At 64.2% G+C, this 23,876-nt stretch carries 28 protein-coding genes and 1 tRNA gene; 20 read left to right on the top strand and 9 right to left on the bottom strand.

What is annotated here, in order from left to right:
* The first annotated feature begins 45 nt into the window (after positions 1 to 45).
* Positions 46 to 417, top strand: a complete 372-nt coding sequence (locus DC522_RS09115) for a KUP/HAK/KT family potassium transporter (protein ID WP_116528382.1) — start codon at positions 46 to 48, stop codon at positions 415 to 417.
* 202 nt (positions 418 to 619) lie between these two features.
* Here DC522_RS09115 and DC522_RS09110 read toward each other — a convergent pair.
* Positions 620 to 704 (bottom strand) — tRNA-Leu (locus DC522_RS09110).
* 188 nt (positions 705 to 892) lie between these two features.
* Here DC522_RS09110 and DC522_RS09105 point away from each other — a divergent pair.
* Entirely contained in the window at positions 893 to 1,993 is a 1,101-nt protein-coding gene (locus tag DC522_RS09105) for a complex I NDUFA9 subunit family protein (protein WP_116528381.1), read from the top strand.
* On the opposite strand, the gene DC522_RS09100 is transcribed toward DC522_RS09105, so the two are convergent.
* Positions 1,919 to 2,656, bottom strand: a complete 738-nt coding sequence (locus tag DC522_RS09100) for a sulfate transporter family protein (RefSeq protein WP_116528380.1) — start codon at positions 2,654 to 2,656, stop codon at positions 1,919 to 1,921. The two genes, DC522_RS09105 and DC522_RS09100, sit on opposite strands and share 75 nt — an antisense overlap.
* A gap of 100 nt (positions 2,657 to 2,756) precedes the next feature.
* Here DC522_RS09100 and DC522_RS09095 point away from each other — a divergent pair, with 100 nt between their 5' ends.
* Positions 2,757 to 4,028 carry an NAD(P)/FAD-dependent oxidoreductase gene (locus DC522_RS09095; protein ID WP_245444060.1) on the top strand — a complete coding sequence of 424 codons (1,272 nt, stop codon included), beginning with the start codon at positions 2,757 to 2,759 and terminating at the stop codon, positions 4,026 to 4,028.
* On the opposite strand, the gene DC522_RS09090 is transcribed toward DC522_RS09095, so the two are convergent.
* The 3 genes from DC522_RS09090 to DC522_RS09080 form a co-directional block, all read right to left on the bottom strand.
* On the bottom strand, positions 4,020 to 4,313 hold the full coding sequence (locus tag DC522_RS09090) for a hypothetical protein (protein ID WP_116528378.1): 294 nt from the start codon (positions 4,311 to 4,313) through the stop codon (positions 4,020 to 4,022). The two genes, DC522_RS09095 and DC522_RS09090, sit on opposite strands and share 9 nt — an antisense overlap.
* On the bottom strand, positions 4,314 to 5,033 hold the full coding sequence (locus tag DC522_RS09085; RefSeq protein ID WP_116528377.1) for a Crp/Fnr family transcriptional regulator: 720 nt from the start codon (positions 5,031 to 5,033) through the stop codon (positions 4,314 to 4,316).
* 99 nt (positions 5,034 to 5,132) lie between these two features.
* Positions 5,133 to 6,125, bottom strand: a complete 993-nt coding sequence (locus DC522_RS09080; RefSeq protein WP_116528376.1) for a D-glycerate dehydrogenase — start codon at positions 6,123 to 6,125, stop codon at positions 5,133 to 5,135.
* Positions 6,126 to 6,291: 166 nt separating this feature from the next.
* Between DC522_RS09080 and DC522_RS09075 the strand changes: the two genes are divergently transcribed.
* Together DC522_RS09075 and DC522_RS09070 are read left to right on the top strand one after the other, a co-directional pair.
* Positions 6,292 to 6,828, top strand: a complete 537-nt coding sequence (locus tag DC522_RS09075; protein WP_116528375.1) for an SH3 domain-containing protein — start codon at positions 6,292 to 6,294, stop codon at positions 6,826 to 6,828.
* A 100-nt stretch (positions 6,829 to 6,928) separates the two neighbouring features.
* On the top strand, positions 6,929 to 7,075 hold the full coding sequence (locus DC522_RS09070) for a DUF3096 domain-containing protein (protein ID WP_116528443.1): 147 nt from the start codon (positions 6,929 to 6,931) through the stop codon (positions 7,073 to 7,075).
* 4 nt (positions 7,076 to 7,079) lie between these two features.
* On the opposite strand, the gene DC522_RS09065 is transcribed toward DC522_RS09070, so the two are convergent.
* Together DC522_RS09065 and irr are read right to left on the bottom strand one after the other, a co-directional pair.
* The gene (locus DC522_RS09065) at positions 7,080 to 7,958 is read right to left on the bottom strand and encodes an EamA family transporter (protein WP_116528374.1); all 879 of its coding nucleotides are present in this window, start codon (positions 7,956 to 7,958) and stop codon (positions 7,080 to 7,082) included.
* Positions 7,959 to 8,118: 160 nt separating this feature from the next.
* Positions 8,119 to 8,592: a Fur family transcriptional regulator Irr gene (gene irr / locus DC522_RS09060; RefSeq protein WP_116528373.1), complete on the bottom strand. Its 474-nt coding sequence runs from the start codon at positions 8,590 to 8,592 to the stop codon at positions 8,119 to 8,121.
* 248 nt (positions 8,593 to 8,840) lie between these two features.
* On the opposite strand from irr, the gene fabA reads away from it, so the two are divergent.
* From fabA to DC522_RS08995, 13 genes are all read left to right on the top strand, one after another.
* On the top strand, positions 8,841 to 9,362 hold the full coding sequence (gene fabA, locus DC522_RS09055; RefSeq protein ID WP_116528442.1) for a 3-hydroxyacyl-[acyl-carrier-protein] dehydratase FabA: 522 nt from the start codon (positions 8,841 to 8,843) through the stop codon (positions 9,360 to 9,362).
* A 208-nt stretch (positions 9,363 to 9,570) separates the two neighbouring features.
* Entirely contained in the window at positions 9,571 to 10,794 is a 1,224-nt protein-coding gene (gene fabB / locus DC522_RS09050; protein ID WP_116528372.1) for a beta-ketoacyl-ACP synthase I, read from the top strand.
* Positions 10,795 to 11,042: 248 nt separating this feature from the next.
* Positions 11,043 to 11,873 (top strand): enoyl-ACP reductase FabI, encoded by an 831-nt coding sequence (gene fabI / locus DC522_RS09045; protein ID WP_116528441.1) that lies wholly within the window; start codon positions 11,043 to 11,045, stop codon positions 11,871 to 11,873.
* Positions 11,874 to 11,969: 96 nt separating this feature from the next.
* The gene (locus tag DC522_RS09040) at positions 11,970 to 12,596 is read left to right on the top strand and encodes a thioredoxin domain-containing protein (RefSeq protein WP_116528371.1); all 627 of its coding nucleotides are present in this window, start codon (positions 11,970 to 11,972) and stop codon (positions 12,594 to 12,596) included.
* A 314-nt stretch (positions 12,597 to 12,910) separates the two neighbouring features.
* Positions 12,911 to 14,425: a murein biosynthesis integral membrane protein MurJ gene (murJ, locus tag DC522_RS09035; protein WP_116528370.1), complete on the top strand. Its 1,515-nt coding sequence runs from the start codon at positions 12,911 to 12,913 to the stop codon at positions 14,423 to 14,425.
* Positions 14,426 to 14,685: 260 nt separating this feature from the next.
* Positions 14,686 to 15,726, top strand: coding sequence for a tryptophan--tRNA ligase (trpS, locus tag DC522_RS09030; RefSeq protein ID WP_116528369.1), 1,041 nt, complete (start codon positions 14,686 to 14,688; stop codon positions 15,724 to 15,726).
* A gap of 253 nt (positions 15,727 to 15,979) precedes the next feature.
* Positions 15,980 to 16,477, top strand: coding sequence for a universal stress protein (locus DC522_RS09025; RefSeq protein ID WP_245444059.1), 498 nt, complete (start codon positions 15,980 to 15,982; stop codon positions 16,475 to 16,477).
* Positions 16,478 to 16,709: 232 nt separating this feature from the next.
* The gene (locus DC522_RS09020; RefSeq protein ID WP_116528368.1) at positions 16,710 to 17,270 is read left to right on the top strand and encodes a NifU family protein; all 561 of its coding nucleotides are present in this window, start codon (positions 16,710 to 16,712) and stop codon (positions 17,268 to 17,270) included.
* A 70-nt stretch (positions 17,271 to 17,340) separates the two neighbouring features.
* Positions 17,341 to 17,931 (top strand): malonic semialdehyde reductase, encoded by a 591-nt coding sequence (locus tag DC522_RS09015; protein ID WP_116528367.1) that lies wholly within the window; start codon positions 17,341 to 17,343, stop codon positions 17,929 to 17,931.
* A 67-nt stretch (positions 17,932 to 17,998) separates the two neighbouring features.
* A complete protein-coding gene (gene tsaB, locus DC522_RS09010; RefSeq protein ID WP_116528439.1) occupies positions 17,999 to 18,682 on the top strand; it encodes a tRNA (adenosine(37)-N6)-threonylcarbamoyltransferase complex dimerization subunit type 1 TsaB in 684 nt (227 codons plus the stop codon).
* Positions 18,679 to 19,164, top strand: coding sequence for a GNAT family N-acetyltransferase (locus tag DC522_RS09005; protein ID WP_116528366.1), 486 nt, complete (start codon positions 18,679 to 18,681; stop codon positions 19,162 to 19,164). The genes tsaB and DC522_RS09005 overlap by 4 nt, the downstream gene beginning before the upstream one ends.
* A 133-nt stretch (positions 19,165 to 19,297) precedes the next feature.
* Positions 19,298 to 19,672 carry a Fur family transcriptional regulator gene (locus DC522_RS09000; protein WP_116528365.1) on the top strand — a complete coding sequence of 125 codons (375 nt, stop codon included), beginning with the start codon at positions 19,298 to 19,300 and terminating at the stop codon, positions 19,670 to 19,672.
* Complete coding sequence (locus tag DC522_RS08995) at positions 19,669 to 20,436, top strand: 1-acyl-sn-glycerol-3-phosphate acyltransferase (RefSeq protein ID WP_205769555.1); 768 nt, start codon at positions 19,669 to 19,671, stop codon at positions 20,434 to 20,436. The genes DC522_RS09000 and DC522_RS08995 overlap by 4 nt, the downstream gene beginning before the upstream one ends.
* 3 nt (positions 20,437 to 20,439) lie before the next feature.
* Here DC522_RS08995 and gcvA read toward each other — a convergent pair whose 3' ends face one another.
* Positions 20,440 to 21,375, bottom strand: a complete 936-nt coding sequence (gcvA, locus tag DC522_RS08990) for a transcriptional regulator GcvA (protein ID WP_116528364.1) — start codon at positions 21,373 to 21,375, stop codon at positions 20,440 to 20,442.
* Positions 21,376 to 21,510: 135 nt separating this feature from the next.
* Between gcvA and DC522_RS08985 the strand changes: the two genes are divergently transcribed.
* Both DC522_RS08985 and DC522_RS08980 read left to right on the top strand, forming a co-directional pair.
* On the top strand, positions 21,511 to 21,750 hold the full coding sequence (locus tag DC522_RS08985) for a DUF1127 domain-containing protein (RefSeq protein WP_116528363.1): 240 nt from the start codon (positions 21,511 to 21,513) through the stop codon (positions 21,748 to 21,750).
* 11 nt (positions 21,751 to 21,761) lie between these two features.
* The gene (locus tag DC522_RS08980) at positions 21,762 to 22,445 is read left to right on the top strand and encodes a glutathione S-transferase family protein (RefSeq protein WP_116528362.1); all 684 of its coding nucleotides are present in this window, start codon (positions 21,762 to 21,764) and stop codon (positions 22,443 to 22,445) included.
* Positions 22,446 to 22,580: 135 nt separating this feature from the next.
* Here the strand turns inward: DC522_RS08980 and DC522_RS08975 are convergent, their stop codons facing one another.
* Positions 22,581 to 22,829 carry a hypothetical protein gene (locus DC522_RS08975; protein WP_116528361.1) on the bottom strand — a complete coding sequence of 83 codons (249 nt, stop codon included), beginning with the start codon at positions 22,827 to 22,829 and terminating at the stop codon, positions 22,581 to 22,583.
* Positions 22,830 to 23,876: the final 1,047 nt, after the last annotated feature.

The following is a 23,876-nucleotide window of genomic DNA, read 5'->3' as shown; positions in this document are numbered from 1 at the left end:
AATACCCTACGCTCAGGACGATTCGGCCGCCCTGCTCTGCATAACATGAAACACAACAAGGTGCTGCACGATCGGAACGTGATCCTGACCGTGGTGACCGAGGAGATCCCGCGCCGTCCCGATGAAGGCCGCATCACCACGGAGAAGCTCTCGGAGCGGTTCTCGCGGGTGACGGTGCGCTTCGGCTTCATGGAGCACCCGAACGTGCCCAGGGCGCTGGAGGCGGCGAACTTCGACCTGGCGAACGCGTCGTTCTTCCTGTCGCGGCGGGCGCTGCAAGCCTCGGCGCAGTCAGGCCTGCCGCTCTGGCAGGATTACCTCTTCATCCCGCTGGCGCGGTCCGCGAGCGACATCACGGACCAGTTCTGCATCCCCGAGGACCGGGCGGTCGAGGTGGGGGCCCGGATGACCATCTGATCGGATTCATGAGGAAGATCTTGTTTGCCGGCGTGCTCTCACCAGGAGTGTCTCGCAGCGCTTGCAGATTTGCTGAATCGCTGCGCCTGCCAGCATAGGCCATTTTGCGACCCATATGATCGCGACCATCCGTGCCGGGTCGTGTACCGGTCGCCGGATCAATTCTGTCAGAAGATCAACACTTCAACCCTCGAGAGAGGGTTGGTGCCCAGGAGAGGACTCGAACCTCCACGGCTTGCACCACTGGTACCTGAAACCAGCGCGTCTACCAATTCCGCCACCTGGGCATGCCTGTTCGGCGAGGGTTCGTTTAAGGTGCTTGGGGCTTCGCGTCAATCACTGAAAATGCGGTTCGTGCGCTTTCTTGGTGCGACGCCCCTTCACAGGGGGACGTCGTTTGACTAGAGACATTCCAAATTCACCCCCAAGCTCCCTTGCAAGTCCTTTGCAAGTCTTGGCGGACAGGAGGCTTTTCATGATCGGTGCGCTTCGCACGCCTGAGCAGCAAATTGTCACGGTCTTCGGCGGATCGGGCTTTCTCGGCCGCTATGTGGTGAGCCTCCTGGCCAAGCGCGGCTACCGCGTGCTGGTCGCCACCCGCCAGCCGAACCGGGCGAGCTTCTTCCCCATGGGCAAAGTGGGGCAGGTCCACGCGATCCAGGCCAATGTGCGCTATCCCGACTCGATCGCCCATGCGGTGGCGCGAGCCGACCATGTGATCAACCTCGTCGGCATCCTGCAGGAAGGCGGCCGCCAGCGCTTCGACACGCTTCAGGCGCAAGCCCCTGCCCTGATCGCGGAGGCCGCCAAGAACGCGGTGTCCGTCATCCATGTCTCGGCCATCGGCGCCGATGCCAATTCCGAATCGGCCTATGCCCGCTCCAAGGCTGCCGGCGAGGCGAACCTGCTGAAAGCCCGTCCGGATGCGGTGATCCTGCGCCCGTCGCTCATGTTCGGACAGGGCGACAGCCTCTTCAACCGTTTCGCGTCGCTCGCCCGCATGCTGCCGGTGCTGCCCCTGCCGGGCGCAGATACCCGTTTCCAGCCGGTCTATGTGGGCGACGTCGCCGAGGCCATTGCGCGCGCGGTCGACGGCGCGGTGAAGCCGGGCACCTACGAGCTCGGCGGCCCCGAAATCCGCACCATGCGCCAGATGATGGAGTTCGTCTGCGAGGTCATCGAGCGCAAGCGGATGATCGTGCCCGTGCCGAATGCGGTGGCCCGCTTCCAGGGCACGGTCATGGGCGGGCTCGACAAGCTCACTCTCGGCCTGCTGCCGGACGAGATCGTCACCACCCACGACCAGGCGATCCTGCTCGAGAAGGACAACGTGGTGTCGGAAGCCGCCATCCGCGAGGGCCGCACCCTCCAGGGCCTGGGCATCACGCCCACCACCATTGAGGCCATCGTGCCGTCCTACCTCATCCGCTTCCGCAAGACCGGCCAGTTCGACCTCAAGCGCAACGCAGCGCCCACGACGCCGGACCTGCTGGCTGCGAAATCAGGAGGCGCGACGTCCGACTTCCACCCGGAGCGGGCTTCCGGGCCGGCCGTCGGCCAGCCGTCGAGCCATTAAGCCCTTGTGCAGGTGAACCATCATCGCCGCTCCAAAGATCGGGGTGATGAGGTTCAAGACCGGCACGAGAACAAGACCCGCCAGAACCGCGCCTGCCGCGAGCACCGTTCCCCGGTGCTCGTAGCGCAGGCGCTTGACCTCTTCAGGGCTCCAGAAACGACCTGCCGCCAGCTCGAAATATTCGCGGCTGAGAAGATAGGCGTTGGCGATGAAGAACACGCCGATATTGATGCCGGGCACGAAGAGCAGGAGCAGGGCGACCAAGTTCACGGCCAGCGACAGGGCACCGAAGCGCAGGCCATAGAGAATGGCTTTGCCGAGGGGCAGCGCCTTTCCCGGCAGATCGGCGGGATAGTGTTTGCGCTCGACGACTTCGGCCACATCATCGAGAAAGTAACCCGCCACGATCGCCGAGACGGCGGGGAGCAGATAGAACAGTCCCAGGAAAAGGCCGAAGCCCGCGAGAAAGAACGCGAAGACGTCGAGAATCGGGTAGCTCGCGATCAGATCGTGTGTCGAAAGAAAGGTGTCGAACAGGCGCGTCAGGACGAGCCAGACCAGCGCCAGCAGCGCGATCGTCAGGCCGATGGACTTCCACAGGATGCGCCGAAGCGCCGGCGAGAAAACATCGCGGGCTGCGGCAATGACCGTCTGGATCAGCATGTCTCGTTCGTCTTTCTTCTGACAATGCCGCCTCGTCAGCGGCAGGCGTGGCCTTTACTTATGAACGAACCTCTCGAATCGCGAGGGGGTGGGGAAATCCGTGCCGCTCGACAGCTCGTCTGCCATCAATCTTTCTCAAGAACCCGATGTGGTGATCGTCGGCGCGGGCAGCGCCGGCATCGGGGCGGCGCGGCGGCTTCTCGCCTCCGGCCTTACTGTTGCCGTCCTGGAAGCGCGCAGCCGCATCGGCGGGCGCACCGTCACACGATCCTTCAAAGGGCACCCGGTGGATCTTGGCGCCCACTGGCTTCATGCAGGTCCCATCAACCCTCTGGTGAAGCTCGGGTTCGAGCGGGGCGAACCCTTACGCCGCGCGCCGACGGAGGGGCATTTTTATGTGCGCGGGAAGCCGGGAAGCCGCGTGCGATCAGCCGCTCTCCATCGTGCCTTCGCCATGGCCGACCGGGCGATGACGCAAGCCGCGAAAGCCCGGGAGGACCAGCCCGCCGCAAAGGCTCTGCCGCCGGGCATGGGACCACAGGGGCATCGTGTGTCGGACATTCACGGCCTCGTCTCAGGCCGGCCGCTCCATGAGGTGAGCCTGCACGACTTCCCAAGCATGGAATATGCGGACAACCTGTTCATCGCGGGCGGGCTCGGGGCCTATGTGGCAAGGCTCGGGAAAAACCTGCCGATCTGCTTGAGCGCTGCCGTTCACGCCATCGACTGGTCGGGACCGGGCGTGCGAATCGAAAGCTCTGCCGGAACCCTTCGGGCGAAGGCTGCCATCATCACCACGCCCATGGCCGTGTTGCAGACGGATGCGATCCGCTTCGCGCCCGCCTTGCCGTACGAGGTGCAGCAGGCGATCCACGGCTTTACCCAAGGTGTGTATGAGCACGTGATCCTGCATTGGCCCGACGCGCCTTTCCGAGGCCCCGACCGGCTCGCGACACTCACCGGCACGCATCGTTCGCCGCCCGGCCTTCTCACGCGCATCGACAACACGCCCTTCCATTTCTTCGAGCTCGACCAGCCCCATGCGGCGCGGTTCGACCGGCGCGATGCCCATGCGCCGGCGCGGTTCGCACGGGAGATTCTGACCGAGCATTTCGGCTATCGCGCTCTTCGAAACTTGAGCGTCATGCATGCCACGACGTGGCGCAACGATCCCTGGTCGCGGGCCTCATGGGCCGTCATTCCACCGGGCCGTGCTCCCATTCGTGACAGCCTGAAGGCCCCCGTGGGTGAGCGGATCTGGTTTGCGGGCGAGGCGCTCTCCCGCGCTCAATGGGGCACGGCCGGAGGAGCCTGGGAAGAGGGCGAGCGGGCAGCGGGTGAAATCGCCGGATGGCTCAAAGCCTCACGATGAGGCCAATCCCGATCCCAGCCGCTCGCGCACCCAGACGACGGCTTCGTCCAGTGTTGGGAAAACCGACGGTCGGGTAGTCATGAGAATACTGCAGGGGCCAAACCCTGCCTCCAGGAACCAGCCGCCGGTCCGGCTGCGGCTGCCTGCATTCTCTTCTGCCGTCACCTTGGCGAGGACAGCAACGAGATCGCTGCCGGAAAAGACGAGGCGCCCCTCATGGCTGCCGCCGTCGCTCATGACGGAGACGGGCTGAAGGCTGATGTTCGGGGTGGACTGCTCGGGCATCTATCGATGCTCGTGCTGAAGGTTGAGATAGGTCGGGGTGAACTCGCCCACTTTTTCCAAGCGCTCCCAATCGAGAATCGTCAGGGCATCGCCCTGCCAGCGGATGAGCCCCTCTTTCCGCAACTCCTGCAGCACGCGGTTCACGTGCACGGTGGAAAGCCCCAACGTGTCGCCGAGTTCCGCCTGTGTGAGAGGCAATTGAATCGTGTCGCCGTCGGTACGGCCGACCGCTTTCAGGCGCAGGAAAAGCTCGCAGATGAAATGCGCCATATGGGCCGTGGCCGAGAGGCGCCCCATGGTGGTGAGCCACTCGCGATGGATCGCACCGTCGACGAGCGTGTTGAGCCACAAGAGACGCGTGAGATGCGGATGCTCGTCCGTGATTCTTTCGATCGCCGCGTGCGGCACCACGGCAACGCGGCATGGCGTGAGCGCCAGCACGCCATGATCCATCGTCTTCAGAAGGAAGCTGTGAAGATCGACGAAGTCGCCGGCCACATGGATCGCCGTGATCTGCCGACGACCATTGGAAAAGATCTTGTAGCGTGCGGCAAACCCGTCGAGCAGCAAGTTGCTCTCGGACGGATGCTCGCCCTCGTGCACGATGTCCTCATCGGCTTCGACCACCCGAACGCGCGAGATCGCGCTTTCGAGAACCCGCTTCTCGTCATCCGAGAGCCGGTCGCGCTGTTCGAGCTTGAGAACGAGGGGGTTGGGCATGAAGGCTTTTCATCGAGGAATGAAAAACCCTTCTGGCCGCTCCAAGCCCAAGCCCGCACTCACATATGTTATATGACAGGGGGTTCTCCCCTTTGCGCATCACACCATGCTCGGCAGCACGCGATCCGGCGGCTTGTGGCCGTCGATGAAGGCCTTGATATTGACGATCACCTTCTCGCCCATGGCGATGCGGCCCTCGTGCGTGGCCGAGCCCATATGCGGCAGCAGCACCACCTTGCCCTGCTTGGCAAGCTTCACGAGGCGCGGATTGACCGCGGGCTCCTCCTCGAAGACGTCGAGACCCGCGCCCGCGATGGCGCCGGATTCGATGAGCTTGGTGAGCGCCGCTTCATCGATGATCTCGCCGCGCGCCGTGTTCACGAGGATCGCATCGGGCTTCATCAGCTTCAGGCGCCGCGCCGAGAGCAGGTGATAGGTGGCGGGCGTGTGCGGGCAGTTCACGGACACGATGTCCATGCGCGCCAGCATCTGGTCGAGGGATTCCCAGTATGTGGCTTCCAGCTCCGCCTCGATCTTCGGCGGAACATGGCGGCGATTGTGATAGTGGATCGACAGGCCGAAGGCCCTGGCGCGGCGGGCGAGCGCCTGGCCGATGCGGCCCATGCCGACGATGCCGAGCCGCTTGCCGGTGATGCGCCGTCCCAGCATCCAGGTGGGCGACCAGCCGGCCCAGTCTCCTTCCGGGATCACCTTGGCGCCTTCCGTGATGCGGCGGGCAACGGCGAGGATCAGCGCCATGGTCATGTCCGCCGTGTCCTCGGTCAGCACGCCCGGCGTGTTGGTGACCGTGATGCCCTTCGCCACCGCCGCCGCCACGTCGATATTGTCGACGCCGTTGCCGAAATTGGCGATGAGCTTGAGATTCGGGCCTGTCTGCTCGAGCAGCGCGGCGTCGATCTCATCCGTGATGGTGGGCACGAGAACATCCGCCGCGCGAACCGCCTCCGTCAGCTCCTCGCGGGAGAGGGGCTTGTCCTCGAGGTTGAGACGGGTGTCGAACAATTCGCGCAGGCGCGTTTCGATCACGTCGGGCAGACGGCGGGTAACGACGACGACAGGTCTCTTTCTCATCGGCTTTAAGCGATCCCCCGCATGAAAACGGCTGGGTCAAGGTAAGGTTTTCACGCTCCCTTAACCCTGTCTCGGCAACTAATGGCGACGAGCCGCCGCGTGGCGGCGCTGGCCAAGCTTCTCTATCAGAGGCTTGAGCAGACACAAAGTCGCCGAGAGGGGTTCCATGCGCAAGATCGTCGTCGCCATTGCCGCCTTTATGGTCAGCGCAGTGCCGGCCTTGGCGCAGCAGCAGCCCCCCGGAGGGCGCCTCGGCACCGGACTGCCGGTTCCCCGCTATGTGAGCCTCAAGACCGACCGCGTGAACCTGCGCGAAGGTCCCTCCAAGGACCATCGGACCGCCTGGGTGTTCCAGCGCGCGGGCCTGCCTGTCGAGATCATCGCCGAATACGAAACCTGGCGGCGCATCCGCGATTCGGAAGGCACGGAAGGCTGGGTGCTGCACTCCCTCCTGTCAGGCCGGCGCACCGCTCTGGTGATGCCCTGGGCCAAGAAGGGCGAGCCGCCGATCAGCCTGCTCGACAGGCCCGAACCGAAGGCCGGCGTCGTCGCCCAGATGCAGCCGGGCGTGATCACCAACGTGAAAGCCTGCGACGGTAAATGGTGCCGCGTCATGATCAGCATGGAGAATGCGCGGGATCTCGACGGCTACGTGCAGCAGGAAAAGCTCTGGGGCGTCTATCCCGACGAACAGATCGAATAAGGCTCGATCGGATGTCGCAGGCCCGGAACTCTTTCCGATTTATCAAGGAATGGCCGCGTAAGTAACAAGGTATCATCCCTTGTTTTCCGGGTTCGATTCCATGTCCATCAATCTGAGTTTCAAGCTCCTTCCGATCCTCGCCCTGATCCTCGGCATCGCCTCGATCGTGGCGCCGCGCTTCCTCAACATCTTCGTGGCGATCTTCCTGATCGCCTACGCGCTGGTGGGGTTCGGTCTGCTACGCTGATCAATCAGGCCGCTCTCCGACGGTTCAGGAGCCGCGCTCCGAACACGTTCAGCGCCAGCCCTGCCACGATCACGGCCCCGCCGACGGCCTCGACCGGCCGCATGGCTTCGCCCAGGATGAGGGACGAGCCGAGGATGCCCGCCACCGGCACGAGCAAGGCAAAGGGGGTCACGGTCGCCGCCGGGTGGCGGGAGAGCAGATAGGCCCAGACGCCGAAGGCGAAGACCGTGGTGGGATAGGCGAGGTAGGCGACCGCGCCCCAGGTGCCCGCGTCCATGTTCATGAGCGCCAAGACCACCTTGTCAGGCCCATCGAGCAGAAGCGACAGGCCGAGCAGCGGCAGGGGCGCGACAAGGCTCGCCCAGACGATGTAGCCCAGCATGTCGACCCGGCCCGCTCGCTTGGAGACGATGTTGGCCACGCCCCAGGAGGCGGCGGCGGCCACGGTCATGAGGAACGGCACCCCTCCGCTCCCGGAGAGCCGCGGGACGGCGATGATCACGAGGCCCGCAAAGCCGATGAGGCCGCCCATGATCTGGTGAGGGCCGGGCCGCTCGGCCATGAAAAGGGCAGCGAACAGGATCGTGAAGAACACCTGTGCCTGCATGACGAGGGAGGCGAGGCTCGCCGGCATGCCGAAGGCGAGCGCGGCAAAGAGCAGGCCGAACTGGGCGACCCCAAGGAAGAAGCCGTAGGCCACCATGTTCCCCCAGGATGCCTTGGGGCGCGGCACGAAGAAGATGGCGGGAAGGGCAGCGAAGAAGAAGCGAAGCGCGCAGAGCAGCAGGGGCGGCATGGAGCCAACCCCGAGCTTGATGACGACGAAGCTCAAGCCCCAGATGATGGCGACCAGAACGGCGACGAGAGAGTGTGTGAGCGGCATGAGGAAAAATCCAGGCTGCCGCTTTTAGCGCATCGTGCGGGAAAGTGGACCCGATTTTCCGCGCCGAACGATGCGCCGCTCAAGAAGGGAGCATCGGATCAATCCCGAAAGTGCAAGTCCACTTTTCTCGTCCGATGCTTTAAAACTCTGCTCCGATTTGTTAAGCGGACTTGCGGCGCAGGCGCACGATCACCTCGACGCCAGCCACTTCCATGCCCTCGGGCGGTTCGGGCAGGTCGGCCACGCTCACGCCGGAGGTCGCGGGCATGTCCACGAGCTCGCCCACGTCTTCCAGGAAGAAGTGGTGGTGCTCGGTGGGATTGGTGTCGAAATAGGCCTTGGAGCCGTCGACGGCGAGCTGGCGCAGGAGGCCGGCTTCCGTGAACTGGTGCAGGGTGTTGTAGACGGTGGCGAGAGACACCGGAACGCGGGCGCGGCTCGCCTCGTCGAAGAGCATCTCGGCCGTGATATGGCGGTCACCCTTGCCGAACAGGAGCCAGCCCAGAGAGACGCGCTGCCGGGTGGGGCGCAGGCCGACACGGCGAAGCTTGTCCCGCAGCTCGGAGAGGGGGCATCCCTTCCGGTGGGCAGGAGCCGTCGTGGACTCAATGTAGGCGGACAAAGGGTCGGTCATTGTCGGAACTGTTTGAGGGAACGAGCGCTTCTATCATCACAATCATAGGAAAGCGAGGGGGTCGCCGCAAGGTGATCCGCGGTCGCGCTTAAGGTATCATCCTTAGGAGGCGGCAAAAGAATTGCTGCTCTGCGCCCGGGTCCCTTTGATGGATGGCCAAGCCTGTGCTACCAGAGCCCGCATTGAAGGCCTTTAGGACATCTTGAGGCCGCTTTTGAGACGACGCGATGAAAGGATCGGCACCCGGCATGGCCCGCCAGTCCAGCTATAATTACGAAGAGCTCCTTGCCTGCGGGCGCGGAGAATTGTTCGGCCCCGGCAACGCCCAGCTGCCGCTGCCTCCCATGCTGATGTTCGACCGCATCACCTCCATCTCGGAAGAGGGCGGCGAATACGGCAAGGGCCATGTGCGCGCCGAACTCGATATCCGCCCGGACCTCTGGTTCTTCCCCTGCCACTTCGCGGGCGATCCGGTGATGCCGGGCTGCTTGGGGCTGGACGCTCTCTGGCAGCTGACCGGCTTCTTCCTGGGCTGGGGCGGCTCGCCCGGCCGTGGCCGCGCGCTCGGCGTCGGCGAGGTGAAATTCTCCGATCAGGTTCTGCCCACCGTGAAGAAGGTGGTCTACGGCGTGGATCTCAAGCGCGTCTTCCGCTCGAAGCTGGTGCTCGGCATCGCCGATGGCTGGCTCGAGGCCGACGGACGCCGGATCTACGAGGCCAAGGACATGCGTGTCGGCCTGTTCCAGGCGGAGGCTCCGGTCGGCGGCTAAGGCCTTCCTTAAGGGCAGTGCCAAAGTTCCATCATGTTGACAAAACATGATCTTTTCGAAAAACCGGCCCTGCCGCGTGCGGCGAGGCCATCGAGTCTGATGGATCGTTTCCCGATCCGCCCGCAGGCTCGCGGTTGAGATTGAGCCGGCCAGACCTTACCTGTGTGGGCATAAGGCTGGCATCCAAGATCCTATGAAGAGGTAGGCTATGAGGCGCGTCGTCGTCACCGGAATGGGCATCGTTTCGTCCATCGGCAACAACACGCAGGAGGTGCTGGCCTCTTTGCGCGAAGCGAAGTCCGGCATCGCGAAGGCCGAGGATTACGAGAAGTTCGGCTTCCGCTGCCAGGTCCACGGCGCCCCGCAGATCGACGTGGACTCGCTCGTCGACCGCCGCGCCATGCGCTTCCACGGCCGCGGCACGGCCTGGAATCACGTTGCCATGGACCAGGCGATCCGCGATTCAGGACTCGAGGAGAGCGACATCTCCAACGAGCGCACCGGCATCATCATGGGCTCGGGCGGCCCCTCCACCCGAACCATCATCGAGGCCGCCGACATCACCCGCGACAAGGGTCCCAAGCGCATCGGCCCGTTCGCCGTGCCGAAGGCCATGTCCTCGACGGCCTCGGCGACGCTTGCCACCTGGTTCAAGATCAAGGGCGTGAACTATTCCATCTCGTCGGCCTGCGCGACCTCCAATCACTGCGTCGGCAACGCCTACGAGATGATCCAGTACGGCAAGCAGGACGTGATGTTCGCCGGCGGCTGCGAGGATCTGGACTGGAGCCTGTCCAATCTCTTCGACGCCATGGGCGCCATGTCCACCAAGTACAACGACACGCCTGCCCGGGCTTCCCGCGCCTATGATGCCAACCGCGACGGCTTCGTGATCGCCGGCGGCGCGGGCGTCTTGGTGCTGGAGGAGCTGGAGCGCGCCAAGGCCCGCGGCGCCAAGATCTATGGCGAGATCGTCGGCTACGGCATGACCTCCGACGGCTACGACATGGTGGCTCCGTCGGGCGAAGGCGCGGTGCGCTGCATGCGCATGGCACTCAAGGACGTGCACAACCCGGTCGACTACATCAACCCGCACGCCACCTCGACCCCGGTCGGCGACCAGAAGGAAATCGAGGCGATCCGCGAGGTGTTCGGCTCGGGCGACAAGTGCCCGCCGATCTCGGCCACCAAGTCGCTCACCGGTCACTCGCTCGGCGCGACCGGCGTGCAGGAAGCGATCTATTCGCTCCTGATGATGCAGAACGGCTTCATCTGCGAAAGCGCTCATATCGACGAGATCGATCCGGCCTTCGCCGACATGAATATCGTCCGCAAGCGCATCGACAATGCCAAGATCGACACGGTTCTGTCGAACTCGTTCGGTTTCGGCGGCACCAATGCCACACTCGTCTTCAGCCGCCACAACGGCTAAAGCATCTTTCGGCGAAGTGGACACGGTTCGCCGCCAAAAGATGCGGCAACTAAAAATGAGAGATGATTCCACGTCAGTGGAAACAGCTCTCAGGACGTCATAAACCTGAGACAACGCCGTGCGATGTCCCGAATTTCCAAGGGGGACCTCGCATGGACACGCTCATTGAAATCAAGACCAAGGCTCGGGATGCACGGTTTGCTAACGATCGGCATCCCAACATGGAGCCGACGCAGAGGGGGACCCGCATGAGCGGTCTGATGCAAGGAAAGCGCGGCCTCATCATGGGCGTCGCGAACGATCATTCCATCGCCTGGGGCATCGCCAAGGTTCTGGCGCAGCACGGCGCGGAACTCGCCTTCACCTATCAGGGCGAGGCGCTCGGCAAGCGCGTGACGCCTCTGGCGCAGTCGCTGGGCTCGGACCTCGTGATCCCCTGCGACGTGGAGGACCTTCCCTCCGTGGACGCCGCATTCGAGGCCATCGACAGGCGCTGGGATTCCATCGACTTCGTGGTCCACGCCATCGGCTTCTCCGACAAGTCGCAGCTCAAGGGCTCCTACACGGAAGTCACCACCCGCGAGAACTTCTCGCGCACCATGGTGATCTCCTGCTTCTCCTTCACGGAAGTGGCCCAGCGCGCCGTCAAGCGCATGAAGAACGGCGGTGCGCTTCTCACCCTCACCTATGGCGGCTCCACCCGCGTGATGCCGAACTACAACGTGATGGGCGTGGCGAAGGCGGCGCTCGAAGCCTCCATGCGCTACATCGCCTCCGACCTCGGTCCTCAGGGAATTCGCTGCAACGCCATCTCCGCAGGCCCGGTCCGTACGCTCGCGGGCGCCGGCATCGGCGATGCGCGCCTCATGTTCACCTACCAGAAGGCGCATGCTCCCTTACGCCGCACGGTGACCATCGAGGAGATCGGCGGCTCGGCTCTCTACCTCCTCTCCGACCTTTCCAGCGGCGTGACCGGCGAGATCCACTACGTGGATTCCGGCTACAACATCATCTCGATGCCGCGTCCGGAAGTGCTGAAAGCCCAGGACGCCGCCGGCGTGACGGGAGAAGAAGGTTAAGGCACTTTCACAAGTGCATGAGGGAGCAAAGCTTGGCCTTGCTCCCGACATGATCGAACGGCACCAGAGGCGCTCGTTGTTCGAGAGCGTTTTTCCATGATCCTGTCCCGCCGCACCCTTCTGGCCGGCCTCGCCGCCTCCAGCGCCAGCGTTCCTGCTTTTGCCCAGTCTGCGCCGGAGCCGCAGATGGTTCCGATCGAGCTCGTCGAGGACACGATGGCCTTGAATGCTGCCGTGAAGCTCGGGCACCGGCACGGCGACGTGATCATGATCGAATACTTCGACTACAACTGCCCTTGGTGCAGGAAGTCGGCGGCCGACCTGCCCGCGCTCCTGAAGGCGGAGCCGGATCTGACCTATGTGCTGGTGAATTTCGCCGTGCTCGGCATTCCGTCCGTTACGGCCACCAAGGCAGCTTTGGCCTATTTCCAACTCTACGGTCCTGACGCTTACCTGCCGCTGCATCTTGCCCTCTTCAAGCTTAAAGGGGCGGTCGACGGCGCGCGGGCCCTGAAGGAAATCGAGCGCCTCGGCGGCGACACCAAGCGCCTGGAGGAAGCGGCGAATTCCGAGCGCACCACGCAGTGGATGAAGGACGCCTTCAAGCTCGGCGATTCGCTCGGCTTTTCCGCCACGCCCTCCTTCCTCGTCGGCACGGAATCCTACGTCGGCGGCATGACGCTCGCCCAGAAACGCGAGGCGATTGCGCGCGCGAGGGGATAGAGGGCGATCTTCCCTCCCCCTTGCGGGAGGGATGAAGCTGGGGCGCACAGCCCAAGCGCGATGCTCCGTCCATCATCCCCGCGTCATCACCGGCCTTGTGCCGGTGATCTCGTTTACAAGAGGCGCAGCGCTCTTCGGATCGGGATGGCCGGGACAAGCCCGGCCATGACGAAGAGATGTCACTCCCGACCGCAGCATGCCAGCAGAATAGAGCGCTGGTTTCCCTCCCCCTTGCGGGAAGGGAACAGATGGCGCCCGTTCCATCACCATTTCTTAGACAATTTCAGCGGAAAGGTTTAAGCGCGACATGATCCATGTCGCTCATCCGCTCCTCCCTTCTGGTCGGCCTCGGCTCCATCGCCTCGCGCATTCTGGGCTTCGCCCGGGACATGCTGTTCGCGCAGGCCTTGGGCGCGGGCCCCGTGGCGGATGCGTTTCTCACGGCCTTTCGCCTGCCGAATCTCGTGCGCCGCATCGTGGGCGAAGGCGGGCTCAACCCGGCCCTCGTGCCGCAGCTGAGCCGGCTGAAGCCGGATGAGGCGGCCACAATGGCTGGTGATGTGCTCGGCGTCTTCGCGCTGGCGCTTCTCGGGCTCACCGCCGTGGTGGAGATTGCTGCCGGCCTTCTCGCGCTTCTCCTCGCGCCGGGCCTGCATGACGATGGACGGACCCTCGCGCTGGTCGCGTTCTACACGCGCCTGTCCTTTCCGATCGTCATCGCCGTCACGCTCTCCTCGATTGCCGCTGCCGTCCTGAACATGCGCGGACGCTATCGGGCAACGGCCTTCGCGCCGCTTGCGGTGAATGTCGGATTGATCCTGACGCTCGTGGCGCTCGAAACCGTCTTCGCGCTTCCGCTCGATGAGAAGGCCGCATGGCTTTCGGGCATTTCGAGCCTGGCAGGCTTTATCCAGCTTTTCATCGTGCTGGCAGCGCTTCGGCAGGGCGGTGAAAAACTCGTGCGCTTCGGCCGGCCGCGCTGGTCCTCGGGCCTCAGGAGACTGCTGCTGGCGGGCTTTCCCGCGCTCGTTGCGAGCGGTGCGGTTCAGCTTTTCATTCTGGTGGGAGCGCAGGTAGCCTCGTTCTGGCCCTCCGGCATCTCCTGGCTCTATTACGCCGAGCGCGTGATGCAGCTGCCGCTCGGCCTGATGGCGGCGGTCGGATCGAGCGTGCTGCTTCCGCAACTCGCCAGGCACCATCATGCGGGAGAAACGACAGCAATCGTCGCCGCTCAGCACCGGGCATTGGAGGTGGCGCTGCTGCTCGCTCTGCCGGCCAGCGCGGCTTTGCTGATTCTCTCCTTTCCCATCACCCATGTGCTCTTCGAGCGCGGAGCCTTTCTCCCGTCCGATACTCAAGGAACGGCGCTGGTGCTCGCTACTTTAAGCCTCGGCCTGCCTTTCGCCACCGCCGGAAAGGTGCTGAGCCAGACACTTTTCGCCCGTGGCGCCCTGCGCATGACGATGGCCGGAACGCTTCTCGGCATCCTCGTCACGCTCATGGGCGGCGTGCTGCTCGCGCTGCGCTGGGGACCTGTCGGGATCGCTCTCGGCATCAGCCTGGGCTGCTTCGTTCATGCCGCTGCCATGGCCTGGCTGCTTCAGCGAATCGACCTGTGGCATCCGGATGGACGCTTCATGAGCCGACTGACCCGCATCGCCTTTTCCACGGCACTCATGAGCCTGGGGCTGTGGGGAGTTCAGCGGATGCTTGCACCCACGGACAGCCTTTCGCTCGCCGCCTTCTGCCTGGGCGGGCTCGCGCTTTATGCCCTCGCGGCATGGCTGACAGGCGCGGTGACCCGTGACGACGTGGCCGCATTCCGTTAACGCATCGTGCGGAACCGAAGGTCCGCGTCAGCGACCCGAAGGGCCGCGCCAGCGAAAAGTGGATCCGGTTTTCCGCGTTCAACGATGCGCCAGCAAAACAAGAGAGCATCGGATCGACCCCAAAAGCGGTTTCCACTTTTGGGTCCGATGCTCGAAACGCTTGCATCGTGGCGTGGCCCTGTCATAACCGCGCCGCAACGCAACATGGAAGACAATCGCGGACCGGCGTCCAACCCGGTCCGGCGTGGGAGTGCAAGACGATGGCGGAGTTCAAGGAACTGGTTTTCTCAGGCATGCAGCCGACGGGCAACCTGCATCTCGGAAACTATCTTGGCGCGATGATCCGCTGGATCGAACTCCAGAAGACGATGGAATGCATCTATTGCGTCGTCGACATGCACGCCATCACCGTCTGGCAGGACCCCGCCGACCTGAAGCGCCAGATCCGCGAGGTGACGGCCGCCTATCTTGCCGCCGGCCTCGATCCGAAGAAGAGCATCATCTTCAACCAGAGCCAGGTGCAGCAGCACGCCGAACTCGCCTGGGTGTTCAACTGCGTCGCCCGGATCGGCTGGATGAACCGCATGACGCAGTTCAAGGAGAAGGCCGGCAAGGACCGCGAGAACGCCTCGCTCGGCCTCTATGCCTATCCGAGCCTCATGGCCGCCGACATCCTGGCCTACCGCGCCACGCATGTGCCGGTGGGCGAGGACCAGAAGCAGCATGTCGAGCTGACCCGCGACATCGCCCAGAAGTTCAACAACGACTACGCCGCCTCGATTGCCGCCAACGGCTATGGCGATGCCTTCTTCCCGCTCACCGAGCCCATGATCCAGGGCCCGGCGACCCGCGTCATGTCGCTCCGCGACGGCTCGAAGAAGATGTCGAAGTCGGACCCGTCCGATTATTCGCGCATCAACCTGACGGACGATGCCGACACCATCGCCCAGAAGGTGCGCAAGGCGAAGACGGACCCCGAGCCCCTGCCCTCCGAGGTCGAAGGCCTGAAGGGCCGACTTGAGGCGGAGAACCTGGTCTCGATCTACGCCGCGCTCACCGGCACCACGGCGGAGGACGTGCTGCGCGAGCATGGCGGGTCGCAGTTCTCCGGCTTCAAGGCCGCTCTCGTGGACGTGGCGGTGACGAAGCTCGCGCCCATCGCGGGTGAGATGCGCCGCCTCATGGCCGATCCCGGCCATATCGATGCAATCCTCGTGGACGGCTCGGATCGTGCCCGCGTGATCGCAGCGCAGACCATGGACTCGGTGAAGGATATCGTCGGCTTCGTCCGCTCGCGCTAGAGCATTTTTCGGTGAAGTGGCTCCGGTTCACCGTCAAACAATGCGGCCGGGCAAAGAAGAGGGCTGATTCCAGGCCAATGGAAACAGCTCTAAAGCATCGGACGTGAAAAGTGCATTCCGCTTCTGGGACCTATCCGATGCTCCGTTTTCAAGCGGCGCATCGTTGGGTGCGGAAAACCGGGTCCACTTTTCGCCTGAACTTGCCCTATCTCTTAGGGCAAGGCAGCATCAGGCTGATGCAGGAGAGCGTACAGTGAGCGGCCAGCGCCGATCCTATGAGGCAGGCCACCGGCCCAAATTCATGGTGGTGGTCGACAAGACGCCGGAATGCGCGAGGGCGATCCATTTCGCCTCGCGCCGCGCCGCGCGCACCGGGGCGAGCATGCTCATGCTCGCCGTGGTGGATCCGCCGGACGATTTCGAATGGCTCGGCGTGGGCGAAGTCATGATCGAGGAAGGCAGCGAAGAGGCGGCCAAGCTGCTGGAAGCCGCCGCCCGTGAGGCGCGCAGCGCCGCCGGTGTGGAGCCCGAGCAGGTGATCCGCGTCGGCAAGCGGGCGGACGAGATCATCAAGCTGATCAACGAGGACGAGGACGTGTCCTTCCTCGTGCTCGCCGCCGGCAGCAGCAAGGAGGGTCCGGGCCCCCTGGTCACGAATCTGGCCGGCAAGGCGGCTTCCACCTTCCCGGTTCCCATCGTGATCGTGCCGGGCAGACTCACAGACGAGGAAATCGACGCGCTGGCGGGATGAACAAGCGTCATCCCGGACGATGCGCAGTGCAGATCCGGGGTATTTTCCAGGATAAGGCGCCATTCTCGTCTTGCGGTCCCGGGTTCTGCTCCGCAGCCCCGGGATGACGGGTTATTCATTCTCCTCTTGGAATCCTCACTCCCCCATTCCACATCTTGCCTGAAACCTGTTAGAACGATTCTAAGCCCACCACTCGGCCGGCCTTGAACCGGCGCCAGAGGACAACAAAGCGATGTTCATCCAGACTGAAGCCACCCCCAATCCCGCCACGTTGAAGTTCCTGCCCGGCCGCGTCGTGATGCCGGAAGGCACCTTCGAGGCGAAGACGCCCGGGCAGGGCGAGTTCTCGCCCCTGGCGCAGCGCCTCTTTGCCGTGCCCGGCGTGACCGGCGTCTTTTTCGGCTACGACTTCATCACCGTGACGAAGGCGGATGGTGAGTGGCAGCACCTGAAGCCTGCGATTCTCGGCGCGATCATGGAGCATTTCATGACCGGCGCGCCACTGTTCTCGAACGGCTACGGCGCGGTTGAGGAAGACGGCGAGGAGTTCTTCGATCCTGCCGACGCTCCGACCGTCGAGACCATCAAGGAGCTGCTCGAAACCCGCATCCGCCCCGCCGTCGCGGGCGATGGCGGCGACATCACCTTCCGCGGCTTCAAGGACGGCGTGGTCTATCTCGTCATGAAGGGCGCCTGCTCCGGCTGCCCCTCCTCGACCGCCACGCTGCGCCACGGCATCCAGAACCTGCTGCGCCACTTCCTGCCGGACGTGCGCGAAGTCCAGGCCGTTTGATCGGATTTCAAGAACCCTTAGTATTCAACAGCGCGGCCTTCATGCCGCGCTTTTTCTTTGGAGCTTCGCCTTGCCTCCTCTCCCTGATGCCGTCCTCGACCAGCTTTTCCGCAACGCCCGCACCCATCGCTGGTGGGAGGACCGAAAGATTCCCGAGGAAACCCTGCGGGCCGTTGCCGATCTCGCCAAGCTTGGGCCGACCAGCGCCAATTCCTCGCCGGGCCGCTTCGTCTTCGTGGTGTCGCGGGAAGCGAAGGAGAAGCTCAAACCGCATCTCGACGAGGGCAATGTGCGCCAGACCATGAGCGCGCCGGCCACCGTGATCGTGGCCCAGGACATGGAGTTCTACGAGAAGCTCGGCTTCCTTGCCCCGCACAGCAAGGATGCGCGCAGCTGGTTCGCGGGCAAGCCCGACGCCATCGAGCGCACCGCCTTGCAGGGCTCCTCGCTGCAGGGCGCCTACCTTATCATGGCGGCGCGATCGCTCGGCCTCGATTGCGGCCCCATGGGCGGCTTCGACCGCGAGGGCGTGGACAGGACCTTCTTCCCGGACGGGAAAACCAAGTCCAACTTCCTCATCAATCTCGGCTACGGCCTGCCCGAAAAGCTCCATCCCCGCCAGCCGCGCTTTGCTTTCGAAGAATTCTGCCGGATCGAGTGACGAAACCGGGTTTCCTCATCTCGCGGTGATGCTCTAAAGAAGCCTGACGATCCGACGGAGGCGAATGTTGCGCGTTCTTGCCATCGATACGGCGCTTGGCGCCTGCTCGGCCTGCATCTGGCAGGCGGGCGATGCCGAGCCGCTGGCGGCCGAGACCCTTTTCATGGAGCGCGGCCATGCGGAGGCCCTGCTGCCGCTCATCGAGCGCGTCGCCTCCAGGGTGGAAGGCGGCTTCGAGACTCTCGACCGGGTGGCGGTGACGGTGGGGCCCGGCAGCTATACGGGCCTGCGCGTCGGCATTTCGGCCGCCCGCGGCATCGGGCTTGCCGCCGGCATTCCGGTGGTGGGAGTTGCCACCCTCTCGGCCTTCCTGGCTCCGCTCATGGTCAAGGAACGGCGCGGGCTTTTCACCGCCGCCCTCGATGCCAAGCACGGCCACATCTACATCCAGGCCATCGCCCCGGGCGGACGCACGATCATCCAGCCGAGCCTCATGGGCTATCGCGAAGCGATCCGCGTCCTGGGCTCGGGTCCCCTCCTGATCAGCGGCTCGGCCGCGGCGCTGCTGGCGGCGGAAGCGCGCGCGCAGGGCGTCGAGGCCCATGTGACCGACGTGCAGCAGGCTCCCGAGATCGCCTGGGTTGCCCGTCTCGGTGCTCTCGCCGATCCGAATCAGGCTCTGCCCAAACCCCTCTATCTTCGCGATCCCGACGCCAAGCCGCAGGATGGCGCGCGCATCGCCCGCCAATGAGCTTCTTCGACTTCTTCAAGAAGCCGGGCGGCTTTCGCATCGATCCCTTGAGCAGCGATGCGGCTTCGCGCATGGCGGCCATCCATGGGGCTTCCTTCGCGCGGTCCTGGAGCACGCTGGAGCTCGAACGGCTGCTCGCCGAGCGCGGCGTGGTGGGAGACGGGCTGTTTCTCGGACCGGCCACGAAGCCTACCGGCTTCGTGCTGTCGCGCATCGTCCTCGACGAGGCCGAGATCCTCACCCTTGCCATCGCCCCGGAGGCGCGCGGCAGGGGCTTGTCCATTCCCCTGCTCGAGCGGCACCTGGACGAGCTCTCCCGCCGGGGCGTGCGGATTGTCCATCTGGAGGTCGAGGAGGGCAACGATCCGGCTATCGCCCTCTACCGGCACTTCGACTTCAAGGAAACCGGACGGCGCGAAGGCTACTACCAGAAGGCGGATGGCAGCCGGGTGGCGGCGCTCACCATGGCGCTGGGCCTATAGCCCCTTCTGACCAACTCCCGTATAAGCATCTGCAGGAAACAGGTTTTCAGCCTTGTCAGCACGGACCAGCAGTACCGGAAGACTTCGTCGCCCAGGAGCCATCGAGCGCGCCTGCCGTGACAAGGGCCTGCGCATGACGGGCCAGCGGAAGATCATCGCGCAGATCCTCGACAATGCCGCCGATCACCCCGACGTGGTGGAGCTGCACCGGCGCGCCGCGGAGGTGGACGACCGCATCTCGCTCTCCACCGTCTACCGCACCGTGAAGCTCTTCGAGACGGAAGGCATTCTGGAACGCCTCGATTTTCGCGATGGACGGTCCCGCTACGAGCAGGCGGCACGCGAGCATCACGACCATCTCATCAATTTAGAGACTGGCGACGTGATCGAATTCCAGTCGGACGAGATCGAGGCCTTGCAGACCGAGATCGCCAGGCGTCTCGGCTATAAGGTCGTCTATCACCGCCTCGAACTCTATGCGGTGCCGTTGGACAAGGACGACGCGTGACGAAGATCGTCGTGTTCTTGAAGCTTCTGGTGCTGGCGCTGTGCAGCCTCGTGCTCGTGCCCCTGCAATTGCTCGCCATGCGCTTCGGCTGGAACATCGTGCACCATCTGCCGGTGCTGTTTCACCGCATCCTGCTGAAACTCTTCCATGTGCGCGTGATCGAGAAGGGAACGCCACCGGGAGATGCGCCGACACTCGTCGTGGCCAATCACGTCTCCTGGCTCGACATTCCCGTCATCGGTTCGGTGCATCCCCTCTCCTTCATCGCGAAATCCGAAATCGAAGGCTGGCCTGTCGTCGGTCTGCTCGCGAAGCTCCAGCGCTCCGTCTTCATCGACCGGCAGCGCCGCAGGGCGACGGCGGAGGTCAACGACGCGCTCGCCCATCGGCTCGTGAAGGGCGAGGTGATCGTGCTGTTTGCGGAAGGCACCACGAGCGACGGCAACCGGCTCCTCCCCTTCCGCTCCTCTCTCGTGGGTGCTGCGCAGACGACGCTCATGCACGACAGCGTCGAGCAGGTTTTCCTGCAGCCGCTCGCGATTTCCTACACCCGACGCAACGGCCTTCCCATCACGCGCCGCGACCGGCCCTTCATTGCCTGGTACGGCGACATGGATCTCGCGCCCCATCTCGCCCTCTTCGTCGAGGGCCACGCAATCGACGTGGTGGTGACCTGGGGCGAGCCGATCCCCTTCAACGGCAAGCGCAAGGAAGCGACGCTTGCAGCGGAGCGCGCGGTAAGAAGAGCGTTGAAGGCGGCTTGAGATCTATTGCCTCGCGGCTTCCGTCTCGGCCTGAGCCGTTGCCTCCTCCAGGAGCCATGCGCGGAAGGCGGCGAGGGCCGGTTTGTCGGCATTCGCTTCCGGACAGACGATGTAATACTGATAAGCGCCCTTGACCTGATGCGGGAAGGGCCGGACGAGACGGCCCGCATCCAGGTAATCGCCGATCAGGACATTCGTGGCGAGAGCCACGCCCTGCCCCGAGGCCGCCGCCTGCAGGCAGAGATAGGTGTGGGTGAAGCGTGGGCCGCGCGATGTGTCGATTCCCTCGACGCCTACCGCCTCGAGCCAGCGATCCCAGGTGATGTAGTCGGGTACCTCTTCGACGGCCTCGTGCACCAGCGTGTGATGTTTGAGACCGGCAGGCTCGCGCAGAGGCCGCGCGGGATCCCTGAGAAGGGCCGCGCTGCACACGGCGAAGAAATATTCCTCCATGAGAAGTTCCGTGCGCAGGCCCGGATAATGGCCGCGCCCGAAACGGATGGCGATGTCCACGTCCTCGCGGGCGAAGTCGGTGAGGCGCATCGAGACCGAAACCCGCACATCGATCTCGGGATGCCGCTCCCGGAAGGCGCCCAACCGGGGGATGAGCCAGTTCGAGGCCAGGCTCGGCATGGCGCTGACGGTGATCACGTTGGACATCTTCGGCCGCAGGGCCTGCGCCGTCGCCTCGTCTAGCTTGTCGAGCACCTCCGACAGGGAGGCCGCATAGCGCTCGCCGAGGGGCGTCAGGGCCACGCCGCGCGCGGGCTGGCGCACGAAGAGAGGGCGGCCGAGCCAGGCTTCCAGCGCCTTCACCTGCTGGCCCACCGCGCTTGCGGTGACGGCGATCTCGTCGCCGGCCTTCTCGAAATTCAGATGGCGGGCCGCAGCCTCGAAGGCGCGCACGGCATTCAGGGGTGGCAGACGGCGACGGGACATGGGCTGATCCAGCGGGTGTTCACCCAAGTTTTGCTTGGGCAGCAGTCAAGGACTTCTCGTTTGCCACGAAGCTAGCACAGGAGCAGAGTTTTCTCCAGCAAAACGCCTTTGCAAAAGCCCTTATGGAGACCTGTCATGGCAATCGGACATACCGCAGTAAATCTTGGGTTCAGGACCGCCACTCGTGAGAGACGGAGCACCTTGCTCACGCTGCTTCTGCGCTACGAGGCCTGGCTCGACCGGCGCAGGAACGCCCGGGTCCTGTACAGCATGGATGACAGGGCGCTGGCCGATATCGGATTGTCACGCGCCGATGTGGAGGGTTTGAATACCGCCTCCTGGCGGGATTACCTGCCGCCGGCGCTCGGACGATGAAAGGCTGATCCATGAAGCTCTATTCCGGCCCGTTGAGCCTCTTCTCCCGCAAGGTCGAAACCGCCCTTCACGAGAAGGGGCTGCCGTTCGAGCGCATCCAGGTCGCCTTCAGCCAGACCAAGGGCTACAGCCCCAAGCACCCCGACGTGCTGGCCGCCAATCCCAAGGGTCAGGTCCCCGTCCTCGTCGACGGGGACCTGACCCTCTACGATTCCACCCTGATCCTCGAATATCTGGAGGACGCCTACCCCGATCCCGCGCTTCATCCGAAGACCGCGGAGGCGCGGGCGCGATGCAGGCTTCTCGATCTCTTCGCCGACGAGGTCATGCTGGTGCCGTTGCGCGCGCTGATGCACCGGACCGAACCGAAGCCCGACGATCTGCAGCGCTGGACCGAGAAGGAAGCCAAGGCGCGAGAGGCAGAGGCGGTTTTAGGACGACACTATGTGGATCTCGACCGCAGGCTCGAGGGCCAGGATTACTTCTGCGGGGCTTTCTCAGTGGCGGATCTTGCAGTCTTCATGACCGTGTTCTGGACCCGCCGTCTGGGCGGCCCGTCCCTGAAAGAGCACAAGGCGCTCGCCGCCTGGTATGCGAGGCTCAGCGAGCGCCCGTCCTTCGCCAGGGTGACAGCCGAGATCCGCGCCGCGGATCGCGACTTGTCCGCTCCCGTCGAGGGTGCGTACAGAGAATAGGCCGCCTTGAAAGGCTGTCCCTGTGTCATTCCCGGCTGGAGATGGCGCAGCCATCGGAGGGAAGGGAATCCACTTTAACCCGCAGTTCTATGGATCCCCTTCGCGGCCCTTCTGGCCGCCGGGGATGGCGAGAAATCAGCGTGACCACTTGTGCTCGTCGATTTCCGGCTCGCCGTGAAAGCGCCGTTCCATGCGGATGGCGATGCGGCGCACGGCGGCGTGGCTGTGAAAAAGCATCTCCTCCAGCTGGTGGAACATCGTCAGATCGGACCTGCTCGGCATGTAATCCCTGTCGCGCCAGTAGCGGTAGATGAGGGTGGCGGCCTCCTGCACCAGCTTCTCCGCCTGCGCGAGCGGCGGTTTCGGTTTGCGGCGGAACACCATGGCGACACTCCCCTTGTGAAGCGAAGCGACCACCAGCACCGCTGGTGGTCGGGGAGTTGAGAAGCCGCCCATGGACGACCGCGATGACCTTTAGGCTTGCGCCCTGGACATGCGTCACCGCCTCCCCGGCCGTAGCTGGGAAGGCATCGTTCACGGCCGATACCGGCCACCATGGGTTGAGGTTCTCACGCCCCGGAACCGGGTGCGCCCGGCTCCGGCTACGAGATAACACCTGAAGGTGGTGAAGGGTCAATGGATTCGCTGCCTTCCGGTCATCCTCCCCGTCATGGCCGGGCTTGTGCCGGCCATCCCGGTCAGGAGGAACGCCGCGCCTCACCGAAGCGGGATCCCCGGCACAAGCCCGGGGATGACGGAGAACTGGATTGGACAGCCGGAGAATGTTCTTTCTTCGTTCTTGACTTTTGTCCTAACGTCGGCTATACCGTGCATTGTCCCGGCCTGCCGAGGGGTGCGCTCGTGAGGCGTCGCAAGAGTGGGGTCGGGAGCGGTCCCGTGCATGGGTTCAACGCAGACCCATGCGACGGGAGGCCCAGGCTGCGGCTCACGGTTGGTCACAGGCTGCCCGCTGGAAAGGATGCGGTGTCCGCCTGCGACAATCGCCGAGCCATGGCTCGCCTGTCCGCCTAAAAGAACCGTGCGCGAGGAGCCATCCGGTTCCTCTCAAACTTCATCCATTGAGCCGGACCGCTCCTCGCGTCCCCCTCGATCGCTCACCCTCGGCGGCTCTCACGCCCTGATGAGGTCGCTTCCGCTTGGCTCTTTGATATCCGTTTGATATCCGATTGTGCACACCAGACGGACACTCTCTGCCGTTCTTGCCACCCGGCTGAGAGGGATGCGCCTCACTGGCTCGGAATCACCGGCACTAGCGCCTCGTGCGGACCCGAAGGGCCGCGTCAGCGAAAAGTGGACCCGGTTTTACGCCTCGAACGATGCGCTCTCTAGAGAAGGGAGCATCGGATTGGTCCCAAAAGTGCAAGTCCACTTTTCACGTCTGATGCTCTAGGCCGATGACGGACATGGAAA

This window comes from Microvirga sp. KLBC 81, from assembly GCF_003075415.1.
Lineage (GTDB): Bacteria > Pseudomonadota > Alphaproteobacteria > Rhizobiales > Beijerinckiaceae > Microvirga.
This window is presented reverse-complemented; position numbering and strand designations above follow the sequence as displayed.

Excerpts from the sequence above, each read along its gene's own strand:
- DC522_RS09115 (WP_116528382.1), top strand. The coding sequence starts at position 46 with ATGAAACACAACAAGGTGCTGCACGATCGGAACGTGATCCTGACCGTG.
- DC522_RS09105 (WP_116528381.1), top strand. The coding sequence starts at position 893 with ATGATCGGTGCGCTTCGCACGCCTGAGCAGCAAATTGTCACGGTCTTC.
- DC522_RS09100 (WP_116528380.1), bottom strand. The coding sequence starts at position 2,656 with ATGCTGATCCAGACGGTCATTGCCGCAGCCCGCGATGTTTTCTCGCCG.
- DC522_RS09090 (WP_116528378.1), bottom strand. The coding sequence starts at position 4,313 with ATGCCCGAGCAGTCCACCCCGAACATCAGCCTTCAGCCCGTCTCCGTC.
- DC522_RS09085 (WP_116528377.1), bottom strand. The coding sequence starts at position 5,033 with ATGCCCAACCCCCTCGTTCTCAAGCTCGAACAGCGCGACCGGCTCTCG.
- DC522_RS09080 (WP_116528376.1), bottom strand. The coding sequence starts at position 6,125 with ATGAGAAAGAGACCTGTCGTCGTCGTTACCCGCCGTCTGCCCGACGTG.
- DC522_RS09075 (WP_116528375.1), top strand. The coding sequence starts at position 6,292 with ATGCGCAAGATCGTCGTCGCCATTGCCGCCTTTATGGTCAGCGCAGTG.
- DC522_RS09070 (WP_116528443.1), top strand. The coding sequence starts at position 6,929 with ATGTCCATCAATCTGAGTTTCAAGCTCCTTCCGATCCTCGCCCTGATC.
- DC522_RS09065 (WP_116528374.1), bottom strand. The coding sequence starts at position 7,958 with ATGCCGCTCACACACTCTCTCGTCGCCGTTCTGGTCGCCATCATCTGG.
- irr (WP_116528373.1), bottom strand. The coding sequence starts at position 8,592 with ATGACCGACCCTTTGTCCGCCTACATTGAGTCCACGACGGCTCCTGCC.
- fabA (WP_116528442.1), top strand. The coding sequence starts at position 8,841 with ATGGCCCGCCAGTCCAGCTATAATTACGAAGAGCTCCTTGCCTGCGGG.
- fabB (WP_116528372.1), top strand. The coding sequence starts at position 9,571 with ATGAGGCGCGTCGTCGTCACCGGAATGGGCATCGTTTCGTCCATCGGC.
- fabI (WP_116528441.1), top strand. The coding sequence starts at position 11,043 with ATGAGCGGTCTGATGCAAGGAAAGCGCGGCCTCATCATGGGCGTCGCG.
- DC522_RS09040 (WP_116528371.1), top strand. The coding sequence starts at position 11,970 with ATGATCCTGTCCCGCCGCACCCTTCTGGCCGGCCTCGCCGCCTCCAGC.
- murJ (WP_116528370.1), top strand. The coding sequence starts at position 12,911 with ATGTCGCTCATCCGCTCCTCCCTTCTGGTCGGCCTCGGCTCCATCGCC.
- trpS (WP_116528369.1), top strand. The coding sequence starts at position 14,686 with ATGGCGGAGTTCAAGGAACTGGTTTTCTCAGGCATGCAGCCGACGGGC.
- DC522_RS09020 (WP_116528368.1), top strand. The coding sequence starts at position 16,710 with ATGTTCATCCAGACTGAAGCCACCCCCAATCCCGCCACGTTGAAGTTC.
- DC522_RS09005 (WP_116528366.1), top strand. The coding sequence starts at position 18,679 with ATGAGCTTCTTCGACTTCTTCAAGAAGCCGGGCGGCTTTCGCATCGAT.
- DC522_RS09000 (WP_116528365.1), top strand. The coding sequence starts at position 19,298 with ATGACGGGCCAGCGGAAGATCATCGCGCAGATCCTCGACAATGCCGCC.
- gcvA (WP_116528364.1), bottom strand. The coding sequence starts at position 21,375 with ATGTCCCGTCGCCGTCTGCCACCCCTGAATGCCGTGCGCGCCTTCGAG.
- DC522_RS08985 (WP_116528363.1), top strand. The coding sequence starts at position 21,511 with ATGGCAATCGGACATACCGCAGTAAATCTTGGGTTCAGGACCGCCACT.
- DC522_RS08980 (WP_116528362.1), top strand. The coding sequence starts at position 21,762 with ATGAAGCTCTATTCCGGCCCGTTGAGCCTCTTCTCCCGCAAGGTCGAA.
- DC522_RS08975 (WP_116528361.1), bottom strand. The coding sequence starts at position 22,829 with ATGGTGTTCCGCCGCAAACCGAAACCGCCGCTCGCGCAGGCGGAGAAG.